Origin of the sequence: Photorhabdus thracensis, from assembly GCF_001010285.1 — a bacterium.
GTDB classification, from domain to species: Bacteria; Pseudomonadota; Gammaproteobacteria; order Enterobacterales; family Enterobacteriaceae; genus Photorhabdus; species Photorhabdus temperata.
Map to the genome: position 1 here is coordinate 4,952,855 of NZ_CP011104.1, position 17,055 is coordinate 4,969,909.

Annotated in this window: 12 protein-coding genes and 1 pseudogene; 5 read left to right on the plus strand and 8 right to left on the minus strand. The window is 44.3% G+C overall.

What is annotated here, in order from left to right:
* Positions 1 to 73: 73 nt before the first annotated feature.
* A complete protein-coding gene (gene tnpB, locus VY86_RS26640; protein ID WP_420800617.1) occupies positions 74 to 340 on the minus strand; it encodes an IS66 family insertion sequence element accessory protein TnpB in 267 nt (88 codons plus the stop codon).
* Entirely contained in the window at positions 333 to 629 is a 297-nt protein-coding gene (tnpA, locus tag VY86_RS26645) for an IS66 family insertion sequence element accessory protein TnpA (RefSeq protein WP_046976528.1), read from the minus strand. The genes tnpB and tnpA overlap by 8 nt, the downstream gene beginning before the upstream one ends.
* Positions 630 to 1,550: 921 nt before the next feature.
* On the opposite strand from tnpA, the gene VY86_RS22735 reads away from it, so the two are divergent.
* On the plus strand, positions 1,551 to 1,976 hold the full coding sequence (locus VY86_RS22735; protein WP_052760886.1) for a hypothetical protein: 426 nt from the start codon (positions 1,551 to 1,553) through the stop codon (positions 1,974 to 1,976).
* A 38-nt stretch (positions 1,977 to 2,014) separates the two neighbouring features.
* Positions 2,015 to 2,653: a hypothetical protein gene (locus tag VY86_RS21710; protein WP_046976529.1), complete on the plus strand. Its 639-nt coding sequence runs from the start codon at positions 2,015 to 2,017 to the stop codon at positions 2,651 to 2,653.
* A 170-nt stretch (positions 2,654 to 2,823) separates the two neighbouring features.
* On the opposite strand, the gene ltrA is transcribed toward VY86_RS21710, so the two are convergent.
* From ltrA to VY86_RS21740, 6 genes and pseudogenes are all read right to left on the minus strand, one after another.
* Positions 2,824 to 3,864, minus strand: coding sequence for a group II intron reverse transcriptase/maturase (gene ltrA, locus VY86_RS21715; RefSeq protein ID WP_338012154.1), 1,041 nt, complete (start codon positions 3,862 to 3,864; stop codon positions 2,824 to 2,826).
* Between the two features lie 152 nt (positions 3,865 to 4,016).
* Entirely contained in the window at positions 4,017 to 4,352 is a 336-nt protein-coding gene (locus VY86_RS25450) for a hypothetical protein (protein ID WP_238591525.1), read from the minus strand.
* A 422-nt stretch (positions 4,353 to 4,774) separates the two neighbouring features.
* Entirely contained in the window at positions 4,775 to 6,625 is a 1,851-nt protein-coding gene (locus VY86_RS21725) for a type I polyketide synthase (RefSeq protein WP_046976531.1), read from the minus strand.
* Positions 6,618 to 8,132, minus strand: coding sequence for a biotin/lipoyl-containing protein (locus tag VY86_RS21730; protein ID WP_046976532.1), 1,515 nt, complete (start codon positions 8,130 to 8,132; stop codon positions 6,618 to 6,620). The genes VY86_RS21725 and VY86_RS21730 overlap by 8 nt, the downstream gene beginning before the upstream one ends.
* Before the next feature lie 9 nt (positions 8,133 to 8,141).
* Entirely contained in the window at positions 8,142 to 10,139 is a 1,998-nt protein-coding gene (locus VY86_RS21735) for a dehydrogenase E1 component subunit alpha/beta (protein ID WP_052760887.1), read from the minus strand.
* A gap of 1,278 nt (positions 10,140 to 11,417) precedes the next feature.
* Positions 11,418 to 11,627 (minus strand): annotated as a pseudogene (locus VY86_RS21740) (helix-turn-helix domain-containing protein); the annotation flags it as partial.
* A gap of 326 nt (positions 11,628 to 11,953) precedes the next feature.
* Here VY86_RS21740 and VY86_RS21745 point away from each other — a divergent pair.
* The 3 genes from VY86_RS21745 (at position 11,954) to VY86_RS21755 (ending at position 16,969) form a co-directional block, all read left to right on the plus strand.
* On the plus strand, positions 11,954 to 13,123 hold the full coding sequence (locus tag VY86_RS21745; RefSeq protein WP_046976535.1) for an RNA-guided endonuclease InsQ/TnpB family protein: 1,170 nt from the start codon (positions 11,954 to 11,956) through the stop codon (positions 13,121 to 13,123).
* 106 nt (positions 13,124 to 13,229) lie between these two features.
* Positions 13,230 to 14,639, plus strand: a complete 1,410-nt coding sequence (locus VY86_RS21750; protein ID WP_046976536.1) for a carbohydrate porin — start codon at positions 13,230 to 13,232, stop codon at positions 14,637 to 14,639.
* Between the two features lie 1,511 nt (positions 14,640 to 16,150).
* Positions 16,151 to 16,969, plus strand: a complete 819-nt coding sequence (locus VY86_RS21755; protein WP_052760888.1) for a 2OG-Fe dioxygenase family protein — start codon at positions 16,151 to 16,153, stop codon at positions 16,967 to 16,969.
* Positions 16,970 to 17,055 lie beyond the last annotated feature (86 nt).

Genomic DNA, 17,055 nt, shown 5'->3' on the forward strand with positions numbered 1-17,055 from the left:
TCTCAGGGGAAAAGCCTGAGTGTGACAGCGCAACGGGATCGTGCAAGTCCAAAAACAGGATCAGTGTCACCGATCACATTTTTAATCCCCGTAAGGGCTGATGTGCGCGGGGATGTGCTAACGCCAGCCCCGATAACAGCCAGTTCAGTTGCTGGCGTGTAATGTGTACCGTGCCGTCTGACACCGGAGCGGGCCACTGAAAGCGGCCTTTTTCCAGCCGGCGGGAGTAGAGCCAGAAGCCATTGGTGTCCCATAACAGGATCTTAAGTTTGTCGCGATGACGGTTACAAAAAATAAACCCGACGTCACTGAGCGGATCCAGACCCAGCGCGTCAACCACACTCGCCAGCCCGTCGATGGATTTGCGCAGTGGATAACCTGGCCGGCAACTCAGCCCGGAGTCCGTTGGGCAGAAAGAGCGTGACGGTGTGTCCGGCCTTGGAATGTTCCTCAACCACAACGGGATGCAGGCGTTGGGGCTCGTGCTGTTGCCGGAGCTTTTTTGTCCAATAGTAAAATGTGGCCAGATTAATCTCATGGTGCTGGCAAAACGCCGTCACCGTTAGCCCGCTCTGCTTCTGGGAAGCAATGACTGCCGCCCAGTGTTGCTGTTTTTCAGTGAGTGTCATAGTGGTTTGTCTCCTGAATAAAAAAGAAAAAACACTATGACAAAAGATTAATCAGTCGGGTATGTGGGGTTAATTAGGCGTTTACGTTTGAACTCTATGAAGAGATTACAATTTTGTCAAAGTACATAGAGTCAGCAAAAATTAAGGAAAACAAAGTCATATTTTCCGATGAGATAGCAAAGATGTTATACGAAGTATGGTTCGATTTTAATAGAAGATTAACGTTATAAAAGAGAAACAAACTGTAAATTAATTAATGTCCTGAATGAAGTATATTATTATGGTATAAAATAATAAGGCAGTTAAAGAGAATTTGTGTTCAAAAAATGAGTACACCTGAGTTTTGGTTGCGTCTCCAGAGCGCTTATGACCTACATCAGTTGGAAAATCAAATCGACACGTCCGGGATCGTTTTATATGACGAACAGGACGAAATGTCGCAAATCATCTCAAAGCATTAAGCAATAGTAAATGCGGGGCTACGCCAGCCCTGCATTTGTTGGCAGTTATCGCAGCTACCCGGTCACTACCTCAATACGCATATGGATTAATCTCGTCCGCTCCGAATGAACTCAAACGTCGCACTGTTCAATGGAGCATCTCTGACACGAACCAATATCGGACGTTTTTAGCAAAGATAATTTCTTTGATTTAGCCTGGTTGATACTCTTAATCTATCTTTTGGTTTCTTATTAGTTTTTTATTTTTTTATATTTGGTGGTATTTATTACCACCATTAAAATTATGATAGCATAATGATCTAAATAAGAAATACTAGATTGATAAGTGTATATTTATTGATACATGTCAATACCTTAAAACAAACGTATGGTTACAAATAGCTTTCCATAACATTATTATCACATGGTTGACTATTAGAAATATAGAATATTTCTATTCTAAAACGGAGGTTAGTATATAATGCCCATTAAAAATGGTAATGTTGATTTTAAAAATGACTGGGGTGAAGATATTGTATCCATGACAATTCGTCATCGTCGTAGTAATGACCCCGAAAAACAAGAGCAGGTGACGAGATATAATATTGCTTCTGGTGAAGTACATACTAATATACTCTCATTTACTTACGAAACAGGACCTTCTTCTCCATTTGACTATTGGTGGATTAAATTTATTACTAATAGTAATCGTATATACACAATAAAAGACAATTTCTACTGTTCTGTAAGCGATGGGGATGACGGAAAAGTTAAGTTAAGGATTGATGGAAGTACGAACCAAATGTATGTAGACTTTTCTGATTCTAGTGGCTGTACGGAGTCAATTTATCCAGCTTCACTGATCTTTATTGATGAGCAACAAAAAATCCATACAGTGAATGATTAATTATTCATATTTTTCAAATAATTAGAAGGATATTATATATGAATACGGTGCACCTTGATGGTCATGGAGTTGGTTATATCTCTTCATCTTCACGACGTGACGCTAGTAGAATGATTTCAGACTACATCGGACATGATAATAATAGTTCTAAATTCCAACTCGGACAATACAATATGCAGTATTGGAACCAAGACAGCTGGATCAGAGTGAATAACTGTTATGCTTATGCGTGTAATATAAGAGTTGACAATACATTTCCTCATCCAGGGTACAATAAATTTGGGCAACCACCTATAAATACAGAAGAGTTTCTGGAAGGTGTGAAACTCGATGGTTTAGTAGAAATCAATGAAAATGATTGGCAACCAGAGAAACGAGTAAGAGGAGATATCGATAATCCTGCATGGATTGTTGCTCTATGTGATGGCTATACTGAGGACACTAATGAGTACTGGTATCACTTTTACCGAAAAGTCTGGTCAGGAAATGGCAATGACTGTGGCGGTGGTGAGGAATGTTACTGGGCTCATAAGAATGGAACAGATCCCGTAACGAATAAAATAAAAGGAGGCTCATCATATATCACTGATCCAAGAGATGATATGAGAAAATATGGCCTAACATACAGAGGGCTCTTTTTAGTTTCCCCGAATATCGTAATTTACGCCCCATCTTAATCGTAGAGTCTTAAACGTATTCTGATGCTAGCCAATCCTCGGGTCTGTAAGGCACTTATCCATGTACAGGCTCGGGATAACTCCTTGGGGTATCCCAAGTAGGGGTTATCGGGTCGCGCAAGGGAACTTCCCCCCTGCGCTCCCACGGAACCGGACGTGACAGTCTCCCGTCATCCGGCTCTTGTCGTTGACCGTTCGCGCCGCGTACAAATTTCCCAGTGTGCAAACAGACCGGGTTTAACGCTCCGTATCCTGCCTAACCATTCATACGCCTGAGCCAGACTACCGTGTACCCGCTTATATTTGCGGGTAACCCATTTAGCAAGGTGCAGATCTACATGACTGGCTATACAGTCCATTGCTGACCGATAAAAGTGCCCATAGTACTTAACCCAGCCTCGTAACATGGGATTGAGCCATCGTGCCATTACTTCCAGCGACAACGGGGTTTTGTGACTTAAATCCCAGCCCCGTACTGTCTGCCGGATTGCCTTCGCAGCTCTGGCACTCATTGCTGGCAGGAAATTCACCGATAACTCTCCTTCTTTCGAGACCGACTTTCTTGGCCTGAACGTGTAGCCCAGAAAGTCAAAGCGCGTCTCTGCGTAATTCCCCCGTCTATCGGCATCCTTGCAATAAACTACCCGGGTCTTCTGAGGATGCAACTCCAGTCCACATTGCGCAAACCGCTGGCCTAGTTCACTTATTAGTGCTTCGGTCTGCAACTGACTTTGACAGTGGCATACCACATCATCCACGTATCTTTCGAAGGGGACGCTGGGAAACTGACGTTGCATCCACATGTCAAAGACATAGTGCAGGAACAAATTCGAGATCAGGGGGGAAATCACACCGCCCTGCGACGTTCCACCCTCCCTTGACTGCATTGTTCCATCCGGCATGTACACCGACGCGGTTAGCCATCGCTCAATGTAGAGCAACACCCCTCTGCAATCCGTATGCCTGCGCACCGCTCTCATCAGGAGTTCATGATCGATGTTATCGAAGAACCCCTTGATGTCCACGTCCAGCAACCAGTCAGTGCGCCAGCATCGTTGCCGGGCTACTCTCAGGGCATCGTGCGCAGATTTGTGCGGGCGGTCGCCATAGGAGTCAACGTGGAATTGTGGCTCCAGAATCGGCTCCAGCATGTCTTTGACCACCATCTGCGCGATGCGAACCGCTGGCGGCATATAACTGCCCGAGGCCATTCTGTTCCAGAGTTTGTACAAGTTCCCCGCGAGGTTCTTCTCAAATTCCTCAATCGATTGACCATCGATTCCAGCGCTGCCTTTGTTGGCTTTTACCTTCTTGTACGCTCTCCAGACAGCCTGTCTGGATAACGCAAACGGTTTGGACTGGCTCACAGGTTCCTCCCACTTGTGCAGTTGACCCGTAATACAACCCCAACGACTGGCCCCCTTCGCTCCACGTCCATTACAGACGCTTCATCACTACTACGGAGCCATCTGCCCCTGTGACCCGCATCGGTACTCAGGCGCTTGCCGGTTTTCTGCTTGACGCCGCTCCCTTCACATCGGGACGACAGGTTCCCACGTTCCATGCCAGAGCCTGTGTTGTGCTCATGCTGTCTATATGCCGGATGCCGCCCAGCCAGTAACCAGATAACCGCTGGACTTATCACACGCCGCTTAGAAAGCGCGTTTTTGACATCATCTTGTTCCTTTCGACACTGCATCTACAGTTCACTCTCGTTCATCTTCACAACACATACATGGCGCATCTGACTGCGCCTTTTCCCTGACGCTCACCACCACCGCTCTTTCTAATTTACTGTCCGGAATTAGTTGACACGACACATGCCCTTAATGTAATACCATGCGAAAATCAATTTTGTTATTTTTCTAAACTATTTTCGCCATTTATTAACGATTAAATACCGGTCTAATCTTTCTGATTGATTAATCCGTTAGACTTTTTATCATCGTTAATTTAATTAAAACGTTATTAAGCACGAGAGAAAGCCAATCAACCGACAATACGTTATTTAAAATTTTCGATAAAGAGAAAACATTTCTCATTCTTTAAACGGATTGGTTAATAGACTGATAAATTCCCTGTTGTAAAACAGGGAATTTATACATAAAAGAGAGGCCCCAACTACGGTTTTTCAACCACGGATTCGTTGTTAGGTAACCAGTAACGCCGATGTTCAAAAGCATATTTGGGCAGCCGAATACGTAACGGTTTCTGCCCAGAAGGCCAGCAAGTGCGCCAATCTATATCCTGACCTTGTAACCATAAGAATCGAGAATCGTCCTCTGCCATATGAAGCCATTGATCTTCTTTGGTTACAGCAGACGAAGCAAAATCACGTAGTTGGCTCAGGAGATCCTGCCGTGATGTTGCAACAAACAGTGCCCGATGGGGAAGCGCCGCCCTGCCAAACTGTAATGTCCAGCTAACCGCTTGCAGATCGATGTTTTCATCGTTCTCAATAAAATCTCCCAGCATAACCACCATTTTTTGCAACGATGCCTGGCTATTAGCCGCGATGGGATAATAATATCTCTCCGAACTGGCTTTAATCTGTTGCTGAACTTTGGTCGGCGCCTCCTCCAAAATAACATGTGCGTTGCTTCCACCCAATCCGAAAGAGCTGAGTCCAGCAAAACGTTTTTGCCCTGCATCCACCTGCCAAGCATTTTCCTCTGTAGCCAGTTGTAAGCGCGTGTCAGCGCTATCAATTTCAGGGTTCAGACGCTGAAATGCCGCGCAAGGCACAATGGATTTATGCTGCAACATCAATAAAACTTTAACAATACCCGCTAACCCCGCAGCCCCCTCTAAATGCCCGATATTGGCTTTTACTGAGCCAATATAGCAAGGTTGCCGCATGTTTCCTGACCGATCATGGTTAAAGATTTCATTAAGCGCATTAAATTCAATTGGATCGCCCAGCGAAGTTCCCGTACCATGCGCCTCCAGGTAACTGATTTGCTCCGCAGAGATTCCAGCCTGTTGCAAACAATCATTGACTAATGCAATCTGCTGTTCAGGGTTAGGTGAAGTCAATGAGTTAGCACGCCCACCATGATTTACCGCCGATGCCCGAACGTATCCATAAATAGGATCCTGATCCGCCAATGCCTGTTTTTGCGTTTTCAGAAACAGACACACAGCGCCTTCACCACGGACAAAGCCATTCGCGTCCGCGTCAAAAACCCGGCAACAACCATCTTTAGATAACATTCCCGCCCGGTAATAAGCGGCCATGTTAAATGTGTTGCTCAACAAATTAATACTGCCAACTATCGCCTGTTGGCATTCCCCAGAACGCAATGAATTTACCGCTTGAGTCAGCGCCGTTAATCCGCTTGAACACGCGGTATCAATTTGCAAGCTGGGACCAACAAAGTTGTAATAAAATGACAATCTGTTTGCCAGCAGGCAATTCAGGGTTCCCGTCGTTGCATAAGCATTTGCCATTGCCATATCAGCCGCGACAAGTTCACGATAATCATTACTGCACGAGCCAATAAAAACACCGGTTTTTGATCCCGAATAACTCAGCGGATTAGTCCCGCTATCTTCCATCGCTTGCCAGGTCAGTTCCAATAGTATTCTCTGCTGCGGATCCATCATGGCAGCCACTCGCGGAGAAATACCAAAGAATGGCGCATCAAAACCATCAATATTATTCAGCATCCCAGCTTTTAATGCTTTTTTAGGCAGCGGAATAATGTAAGGTTTTCCAGACGCAAGCCGCTGCTCTGGGATCTCTTCTATCACACTGCGTCCGGATCTTATGATCTCCCACATTTGCTCTGGAGAATCTTCCGCGCCAGGTAGTCGGAAAGCCATGCCCACAATCGCAATAGGCATCTGTTTCGTACCACCTAAATCGCTTACTGATGGAGCCATAGAGCTTAAATGCTCCAGCAAGGCGGATTTAGCTATCCGCTGTTCCTCCGGGCTGAGTGAATGGTATATGTGATACAGATTATCCATGCTTACCTCCCTCTATGAGGCGCTGCAATCCTAATGCGGCTTCACCATCAAGACAACGCACCGCATTAATAAAGTCATCTAAGGAATGTTTCTTTTCGGCCACTTCGGTTCTGGAAATGTCAAGATACTCAATCAACCGATGCGGTGAGCTATAACGCCAAAACAGCGTAGGCGATAATTTCCGGCGAAAATGTACTGACATCAGTTCCGCAAGTTTTACCGCTTTTAGCGAATCAATGCCCAAATCAGCCCAGGTGCGTTGCATCATGGATTCAGTAAAATCCTCGTCCCAATTCAGGAAGTCAGCCAGGAGCGTGCGTAACTGCCCGGCAACCGGTTTAGCGGATTGACCTTCCATCTGATGTGCGACAGATTGCGGCCCGGACAGAACGCGAACTTCAGCAGCAATCTCTGTAAGAAATTCAGCCGCTTCTACCCCATTCAGCAAATAGTGATTGAATGCCAGAACGAGGTTCATTTCTTTGTTGTGCGGAGCACCGATGAACAATGTTGACTGAGATGGCGGCACGATAAGCGGCACAGCCGAAGTGGCGCCATCGCTGCCGGTATACGAGATCATCATGGGAACATCTATATCGACGGGCATTCTTTCAGCATCGGGATCAAGTACACTATTCAGATGTTGCCTGAACTCAAAAAAGTCCATGGTCTGTGTTCCAGGCACTTTTAATGAACTCAAATCACCTTTTTCATCCAGAAAAGCAATACCCAGATTGATATCGGTATAAGTATGATAACGCTCTTGATCCAGCGGCCTTGAGCGCAGCATCGGGAATTTTTTCAGCGCCTGAGAAACTGCGTAAGTGATTACCTGAAACGGTGTTATCCACTCTTGCTGCCCGGAGTTCTCGGTTAGATGACGAATGGCGTTATCAACCAGCTCAATCGACAGTGGTTTAGCTGCCCAACAAGGTTGCACCGTACCGCTATTCAGCCGTAACGCACGATTAAGGCGCTGCTGATCTTTTGACAGGAAACCAATATTGTCATCTTTGGCATGGCCATTTTCCGGCAATTTGGTTTCGCTGTGCTTCAGGTAGTCATCAATGTGGCTGGGCAATAATGTCCCGTATTTTTCCGCCAGTTGATTAAGAATGTGCGGCTCAATTTGGTGTTCTTGTGCATACAGACGGGTTTTGGGCGGAATACGCGCAGGAGGAGCAGATACCTCAGGAGCAACCTCCACTTTCTCCACACTAACCGGCAGAGGCGTCAACTCTTCACTAACAGGGGAAGGCTCCGCCAACTCACCGGCGGCTCTGATGACCGCAATAGCCGACCCAACAGGGATAATATCATTTTCCGCAGCCAGCCATTTTTCCAGGATCCCCTCAACATCAGATTCAATGGTAAAAGCGGCCTTATCCGTCTCCATTTCATAAACAGGTTCATCACGCTTGACATGATCTCCCACCTGCTTAAGTAGCTGGGTGATGACGACTTCAGTGGTTCCTTCTCCCATCGGGGGAATAAGCAACTGTGCCATAAGTTCTCCTTAGCTCATTACCGCATATACGGAGGCCAAAATGTCATCCGTGCCGGGCAAAACAGCTTTCTCTAAACAAGGATTAAAAGGAATATGAATATCTTCACGCGTTACCAAGCGCGGAGGCGCCAGTAAAGAGAAGAAATTGTCATTCTCATCCAAAAGATCAGCAACAATGGATGCGCCAACACTGGCCGTCCGGGTATCCTCTTGTACAACGATAAGCCGCCCGGTTTTGCGTAAAGATTCCGCAATCCGTTGTTTATCCCAAGGTACCAGACTACGTAATTCAATCACTTCAATGTCAATATTGTTTTTTTCCGCCTGAAGAGCAGCCATAGTCGCAAGTTGAACGGTGTTTCCCCAGGCAACCAGCGTAATATCCTTTCCTGACCTGACGATATTTGCCTGGCCGAGAGGCACTGGACTCACCTGCCGGCGCTCATGACGCTCTCTCATAAGGTGTTTAGGGATCAGGATCAGACTCGGCATATCCAGACTTAACGCTGTACGGAACAACCCAATAGTGTCGGCTGGTGTCGTTGGAACAAGAACATTAATACCGGGAATATGCGCTAAGATACCATCCGAGCTCTGGCTGTGCCATATACCGCCTCCTGGGAGATAAGCACCATAAGGAGCATATATCACCACCGGACAGCGCCATTTCCCCACCGTTCTCCAACTTAAAGTGCCAAGTTGTGACTGTAACTGGTTGAGGCCCAGCCCAACAAAGTCGATAAATTGCAGTTCAACAATCGGACGCCAGCCACAAGCGGATAAACCAACAGATGAGCCGATAATCGTGGCTTCAGAAAGGGGAGCATTAATAACGCGATCAGGATAGCGGGTGGATAAGCCACGGGTGAAACCAAAAACACCCCCTTTAGGATCCTCAATATCCTCGCCAAATAACAGTACATTCGGATTCTGACTCAATGCTTCGTCTAAAACCTGATTTACCGCTTTAAACTGTGTCTCTTCAGCTTCCATTTCAATATGTACAACAGGAGCGCTTTCACGATTATACAAATAGGTACTGACACTTGCAGGATCAGGCTCTGCCTCGTGATAAACACGCTCAAATATTTCCATGACATCATCTTTAATGCGCTCTTTTTGTTCAGTCAACGCCTGTTCAGTAATCGCCCCCTTTTCCTTTAAATAGGCGACATAATTTTCAATAGGATCCTGTAGTGCCTCCAGCTCATCTTGGGTACGGTACAGTTTGTGAGAATCTGAGTTGGAATGAGAATCTAACCGGTCCACACGACAAACTAAGATGCAAGGTGTTCGCTCAAATCGCGCCTTATTGAATACCTCCTGTGCAACAGGAAATACAGTTTCCGGCTTGCGGGCATCAACACGGCGGATCAAACATTCGTTAAATATTCCCAATCGATACGGAGCCATCTTTTCCGTTGATGTACTAATACCCAATTTATTATCGGAAACCACAAAGACTACTGGCAAACGCCTTTCAACCGCAAAGCTGACTGCTTCATAAAATTCTCCCTGCCGGGTTGCCGCATCGCCGACACCACACACAACAAGCCCATTTTTATTGTCCAATACGCTTGCCCAAGCGGCTCCTGTCGCAGGAATACATTGGGTTCCGGTTAAGCTGACTACCGAGAAGATATTATGCTCTTTGGAGCAAAAATGATTCGACATGGTTCGGCCAGCTGAGTGAGAAGTGGCCTTGCCCATCAGTTCCCTTGTCATTTCAACAATAGACATACCACGCGCTAATACTAATGCCCGATCACGATAGTAAGGAACCAACACATCATTCTTTTCCATAAGCTGTGGCAACACTGCCAGCCCTTCATGTCCAGCAGCCGACACATGAAACCAAGCTCTGCCTTGTCGGGTAACTAACGCACTACGATTATCAAATTCCCGTGACAGCAGCATGTCATAAAGTAACTTTTGCTCATCCAAACAATTATCCATTGAAGGGCTGTGTTCCTTAAGAGGTACTTCATTGATCTGTACGTCTATCACTCTCTTTTTCCTCACAAATAGTTAACGTGGTAGTTGTCGTTATTGCGCCTAATGCCTGATAAAGAAGCAAACACGGGGTAGTCCCCTGTCGTAACTGCCTGAGAGACTATCGATCCCGATAAAGAAGTGAACACGGGTAATCCCGCCACATGGATTACATAAAGATGGCGATATACGGTCACAATTCTTAATAACGTTTATGCGCCTGACGTGGTGGGCAAAATTATCTCCATTACCATGAATAGCTTTGATTGTCGCGGTGTTTCCCGAATTTTGAGCATTGTCCTGAACACAATGTGACGCCATTTAAAAAACTCCAACCGTTGAACAATAGCCATCGCTAAAAGCGGAGCCAATAAACACCGGCATTTCCATGATTACGTTACGATTAAAAAACAGGTTTTTACCTATGCCTTTGAATCCTACAATGGTTAAGATACTGGAACCATTCATTACTTTGCTAAATTATTTTAGTGATCAGATTTCCCCGACAAACCATTCATTAGATATTTTTATGCTTAACCAAGGCATGACTCCAATAATAGCATCTATTATATCAATCGAACTTAAGACTTTATGCTCACATCAAAACTCATTCTATTCTGTGATGAATGTCAATAATAACCTCACTGTATCGAGTAACACATTAAATTGAGTTGATAAAATCACACAGTATTAATATTAATAACGATATTTTACAAAAATTTATCTTATTATCTCCTATGTTTTATCATAAAAGAATCTGTCGTAATGAGGGAGTGATCACAAAAAGGAGCTGATATAAATAACATTTCATAATTTTGCTACACATGGCCTTCTTCAACCCATTGTTATATATAGAATTATGAGTAGTATAAGATGTAGCACTATTTTGGAATCTTATTTATATAACCACATGATTAAATTAAATTTATTACATCTCACCCAGTTGACATCATAGTGCAATAAATAGCATATCAATATATAAAAACATATTCCTCAACTATTTGAATATACTATCAATCATTTAAATATTAAATTTAGAAAATAATAAGATAAAATATAATTTCCGTAAGGTTTATTTAAATAAATTTATATCTATGACAGATATAGATTATTACTATAATAATAGAACCAAATACCTCTCTCTTCATTCTATAGCAAATAGAACCACGACGTGATTAATTCATACAGTTATTTACACTTCAGATATTTTTTCCTATTCTTTTCTTCTACTGGTGCTTCCAACCTTTTTTCAGGTTATAAAACCTTTTGTTGTCCTGTTTGTCTCGTCCGGCGTTACATTTTTAGCTGACTGCTTGAAGCTGCTCCCGGCGTTCTCCCCGTCAGACGATGAAACATGGCGATAAAGGCAGAAGCGCTGCTGTAGCCCATCTCAAAAGCCACACTTTCCACTTTTTCCCCTTGTTCCAATAACTGCATTGCCCTGACGATCTTCAGACGTTGACGCCATTCGTTAAGTGGCATACCAAGCGCTTCCTGGCTTCTCAGCTTGGTGTACTTTCCTTTATGACACCGGTATCCTCCTCATTCTCACTGGCATCATTATTGTCAGCAGCTACCCGTGGTTCAGAAAAATGGTACGGCGTCCCCGGCCATAGGCTTCAGGAAGGCGGCAAACATATTAGGGACCCCTTAATATCGTCAGCGCTCATTGAAAGAGTGAGAGTATGTTAACGCGACCCAAATACACTTGATTAATATCTTAAAGCCCAAAGGGCTTTAAGGCGGGCTACTGCGACGTCTCCTGACTGAATTGATATCTGCCGGTAAAACAGGCTAAAATGAATGCACTTTATCAATGAGTGTTGAATATGTTAAGAGCGACCAAAGTCCGCCTCTACCCCACACCCGAACAGGCCGAGTATCTTAATGGCCAGTTCGGTGCGGTCCGTTTTGCGTACAACAAGGCGCTGCACATTAAAAAGCAGGCTTACAAACGTCACGGCGTGAGTTTAAATCCGCGCAAAGACCTCAAACCGCTCCTGGCGGTCGCGAAGAAATCCCGCAAGTACGCCTGGCTCAAGGCATATGATGCTATCGCGTTACAGCAGGCGGTGCTCAATCTGCATACTGCGTTTGATAATTTCTTCAATCCGAAGTTGCGCGCCCAATTTCCCACGTTCAAACGCAAACAGGGCAAGCAATCGAGCTATCACTGTGTTGGGGTGAAAGTGCTGGAGGGTGCGGTGAAGCTCCCGAAATTGTCACCGATAAAGGCGCTCATACACCGAGAAATTGAAGGGGAAGTGAAGAGCATTACGCTGTCCCGAACCGCCACGGGAAAATATTTCGCCGCTATCCTGTGTGACGATGGAAAAGATGCGCGGGAAAAGCCGGGCGTTATCACCCGCGTGACCGGTTGCGATATGGGTTTGTCCCACTATCTTATCGAGTCGAATGGGGAGAAGGTCAATAACCCGCGTCACCTTATCAACGCCACCCGTAACCTGCGTCGAAAGCAGAAATCGCTGTCCCGCAAACAAAAGGGCAGTGCTAACCGCGGCAAGGCCCGATTACGTCTGGCGGCAGTCCATGAGCGGGTAGCCAATGCCCGCGCCGATTTTCAACACAAACTCTCTCGGACAATGGTTGACGAAAACCAAGCGCTCATTGTTGAGACACTAAAATCGGCCAACATGATGAAGAATCACCGCATTGCTCGCGCTATCGGGGATGCGGGCTGGCATGGTTTCATCAAGAAACGGGAATACAAAGCCGCAGCAGCGGGCGTCCATCTGGTCAAACGGGATCAGTGGTTCGGCAGTTCGAAAACCTGTCATTGCTGCGGTCACAAAATGCCGGAAATGCCGCTGCATAAGCGGCTCTGGCAATGCCCTTTCTGTCGAGTCGAACATGATCGCGATATCAATGCGGCGCTCAACATCCAGCGCAAGGGCATAACAGCATTACAGGCGGCGGGACTCGTCGTTTCTGCCCACGGAGGCCAGTGTAAATCCGTCATAAAGACGGTTGCGGCCTGAGAAGTGGGAAGCCTCGCCGTTTTTTACGGCGGGGAGCAGTCACCCTGAAAACCAGTTTGATGATGTAATAAAGCACAATAACTAATATCCCAAAGGGTAGAGTACCATGAAAAACCTTTACTATCTGATTATCGCGCCAGGATTAATATTTTCAGCCTCTTCCCTTGCATCGCCTGCTAATAGCATCGAAGCACGCCTCGATGCACTCGAACAGCGACTACAACAAGCAGAACAACGAGCCGCTCAAGCGGAAGCACGGGCTACAGCCGCTGAGCAACGCGCACAGCGACTGGAACAGCACGCTATCGAAACCAAACAACAGACCACACAAGTAGCACAAAGCACGACTTCTTCGCTGGAAAATAGTGCCTCATCACCCAGTAATTTGAAACTGAATGATTTTGGCGATCTAAAACTGTACGGTGATGTAGAATTCAATCTCGACGGCACCAGCCGAAGCGGTCAGCTTACTTCACTTAAAACCAGCGATAATAAAGACTGGAAACCTGGCGATAAAGAACGTTGGAATATTAATGGCCGCATCTTGATTGGACTGGACGGCTACCGTCGCAATCAGAACGGCGACTTTGCGGGTTTCAGTGTGCAACCATTGGCAGACATGACCGGCAAAATGAATCTCGACGACGCCGCTTTCTTCTTCGGTAACGAGAAAAACTGGCAGGCCAAAATTGGGCGTTTCGAAGCCTACGATATGTTTCCACTCAACCAGGACACCTTTATTCAATATTCTGGTAATACCGCCAACGATTTGTATGCCGATGGTTTCGGTTATATCTACATGATGAAAGAAGGACGTGGCCGCAGTAACAACGGCGGTAACCTGATGTTAAGCAAATACGCCGGCAACTGGTATTTCGAACTCAACACGCTGCTCGAAGATGGCACTTCGCTATTCCAGGATAAAACCTACCATGGCAATACACTGGATAATAAGAAAAATGTGGCTTATCTGCGCCCAGTGGCGGCCTGGAAAAAAGACCAATTTAGAGCAGCAATAGCGATGGAGAGTAATGTGGTCAACAACGCTTACGGCTACCAGAATGCCCAAGGGCAATGGATTGATCAATCCAAACGCAATGGCTACGGCATGACACTGAGTTGGAACAGTCTGGCAACCAACCCAGATGATGGCATTGTCGCCAACCTGAACACCGCCTATCTGGATGCCTCAGGCGAACAGAACTTCACCGCCGGAATCAATGTAACTTGGCATCGCTTCGAACTAGGCTATATCTATGCCCACAACAATATCGAAACGTTCAATACCGACGATATGACCGCACGTATCGATCACCCATTCAGTGAACCGGGTAAATACGATATAAATACCATCCATATGTCATATCTGATTCCTGACCTCATGAATATGCAGAATTTTAATCTCTATCTTGGCGCCTATGTCTCTATGCTGGAGGCCGATGCTAACAATAAAATTGCCAACAGTAATAATGACCGGCGCTACGGCGCACGCGCCAGATTTAAATATCTCTTCTGATGCAGGTTAATTGATTTTCGTTGTACCTTACCCACAGCGATATTTTTGCTTACTAGTAAGGGCATGGATATAATCGCCCACGCGGCAGTTAACCCCTCTGCAACACACTCTGCTATCAAACACCCTCTATCGACATCAATGACGAAATTAGAGGGCTGTATGAATTTATAATAGCTGACGCATTGGAATATAAAGGCAGAGTGAAAAGGTTTGCGTCCGAAAACAAGAATCTAATATTACAGCCGTAAAAACCCAAAATCCGTGTTTTTTCTGATGTTCATGACGCAAAAAGATCGCATGGTTTGAAGCTTTCCTATGAACATTGCTTTTGTTGAAAAGAGGAAATATGGCTTTAGTACTAAACATAAATTAATTAATTTATTTAACAAATAATAATTATAGATCCTGAAAAACCATCGGTATTTTCTGAACGTTCAACATCATTACCCTAATTCTTATTATAATATCCATACTTATATTATGGGATATAGCCCACTTTTGATCTACACTGAGTACCAGAAGTAGAATTAAGATTATCTAAAACCCACAAAATAGATAAATATTTAATAAGTACTCGTATCGTTCCTACAAGAATAATCAGACAAAGATCGTATTAATAAAAGATTAGCACGAGAAGTTAAATCCACGTTTTCTTCCGAAGATAGTAAGAATTGATGGATATTTGAAAAATTGGCAATCTATTTATATTCAAACAATATAAATGGCAGAATTTTATTACTGACAAGCCTTTACTAACTAAACTGGCACTAGATAGTCCATTAATTTCTTGAGTTGATGATATACCAGATTTAAAATCAATTAAAAATAATATAATATTCTAACACCCCTTTATATGTAAATTTTTTTTGCCAAATAAAAAATAAAAACCCAAGTTGACATTGTATACTCTGCGATCTATTTTCTAATTAAATTTTAGTGAAAATATTTTTATTGTTAGACGATTTATGTGATTGGCGGAAGCTACAGTGAAGGCGTTGCTCCCATTAAAAAAGGGTTAAAACAATGACGTTTGACAATGGGTTAGAATTCGCGAGTCATGCAATGATCAGCGAAGAACTTAGATACAAAAATTGACTTTGCTAATCCTTATGCGCTGCCAGCTAAGGATGATAAAGGAAAGATGGATGTCAAAGTATTGTCGGAGGATGCTATTGGGGTCATTAACTCACTCAAAAAACGGTTGTTATAATATAGTAGGTTTGTCTAATGGCCTATTTACTTAAAATTATCTCTCTCATTTATCTAACAATATTCTTTACTATCTGATTTGTCAGAAATTGATTGACTTAGTAGATCGACCAAAAAGCATGACAATGTTGTTACACTTACTATGCGAAACCTCAATATTCTTATTTATAGGTGTTTTTTCAAATCATAAAATATAACTAAATAATTTTTTGATTTAACTAGTATTAACTGGATTTTCCTAAGATATCGTAATTAATTTAATACGATGTCATTGTAGTTCACCCTAATAAAGAGATATTACAATGGGCTGGAATATATTTATTAACGCACCAAATAGTTACCGTCTTACTACCGCACATATCCACAACAGCTTGCAGCAACAAGGGTTTGCCACTTTCAATGCCACCGATCTTGACCTTTCTGACAGTGAAAAAATCGATCTTATCTCTCTGTGTGAATTATCGAAGTCACTGCCGTTAGATCGATTTGGTGAAGATGGTCGTCACCGCAGTTATTGTGAAGGAGTATGGAGCCGTGAAACAGAAACTATTCATTGGAAAACAGGTTATCCGCAGCCCGATGATAGCATAGAGATTGATTATCATCAGGGAAGTGAATATCAACCTGAATTTGGTGGTGTAGTACGCAAATTCCTGCGCATGTCTGATGAGATACTTAATAAAGGGCTACTTAATAAACTCATTTGGCACGATCTGAGTCTAACCGGCATGGCGGAGCATTATTCCCGTTTGCTGTGTGGGGTGCATCTAATCCGAATGCAGGCACTACCGGGTAAACCGGCAAAAATTACGCCTAACTGTTTTCATCGTGACGGTCAGCCGTTCACCGCTGTACATTTGATTGAACGTTATAATGTCGAAGGCGGTGCAACACATATCGCACCGCCTTCTTATGCAAATTGCCAGCTTGAAGAAGTCCCTGCTCATGAGATAACTCGTTTTCTCCTTAATGATCCCCTTGATAGCTACATCATCGATGATGCAGCGATTTGTCATTATATCAATCCCGTAACTTGCGATGAAAATGCCAGCGTTGGCGTTCGCACTATCATTCTGATTGATTTCACCCCGCTAGAACAGAGTGATAGGCGTTCCCAGTAGCGCTTTTGCCATGAAAGTGGCTGACAACCAGGAGTGCCAGAAATGATAGTTGTTACGGCAATCACTAAGCTGCAAAAATCTTTTTA

Excerpts from the sequence above, each read along its gene's own strand:
- tnpA (WP_046976528.1), bottom strand. The coding sequence starts at position 629 with ATGACACTCACTGAAAAACAGCAACACTGGGCGGCAGTCATTGCTTCC.
- VY86_RS25450 (WP_238591525.1), bottom strand. The coding sequence starts at position 4,352 with ATGCAGTGTCGAAAGGAACAAGATGATGTCAAAAACGCGCTTTCTAAG.
- VY86_RS22735 (WP_052760886.1), top strand. The coding sequence starts at position 1,551 with ATGCCCATTAAAAATGGTAATGTTGATTTTAAAAATGACTGGGGTGAA.
- VY86_RS21750 (WP_046976536.1), top strand. The coding sequence starts at position 13,230 with ATGAAAAACCTTTACTATCTGATTATCGCGCCAGGATTAATATTTTCA.
- VY86_RS21725 (WP_046976531.1), bottom strand. The coding sequence starts at position 6,625 with ATGGATAATCTGTATCACATATACCATTCACTCAGCCCGGAGGAACAG.
- VY86_RS21745 (WP_046976535.1), top strand. The coding sequence starts at position 11,954 with ATGTTAAGAGCGACCAAAGTCCGCCTCTACCCCACACCCGAACAGGCC.
- VY86_RS21730 (WP_046976532.1), bottom strand. The coding sequence starts at position 8,132 with ATGGCACAGTTGCTTATTCCCCCGATGGGAGAAGGAACCACTGAAGTC.
- ltrA (WP_338012154.1), bottom strand. The coding sequence starts at position 3,864 with ATGGCCTCGGGCAGTTATATGCCGCCAGCGGTTCGCATCGCGCAGATG.
- VY86_RS21755 (WP_052760888.1), top strand. The coding sequence starts at position 16,151 with ATGGGCTGGAATATATTTATTAACGCACCAAATAGTTACCGTCTTACT.
- VY86_RS21710 (WP_046976529.1), top strand. The coding sequence starts at position 2,015 with ATGAATACGGTGCACCTTGATGGTCATGGAGTTGGTTATATCTCTTCA.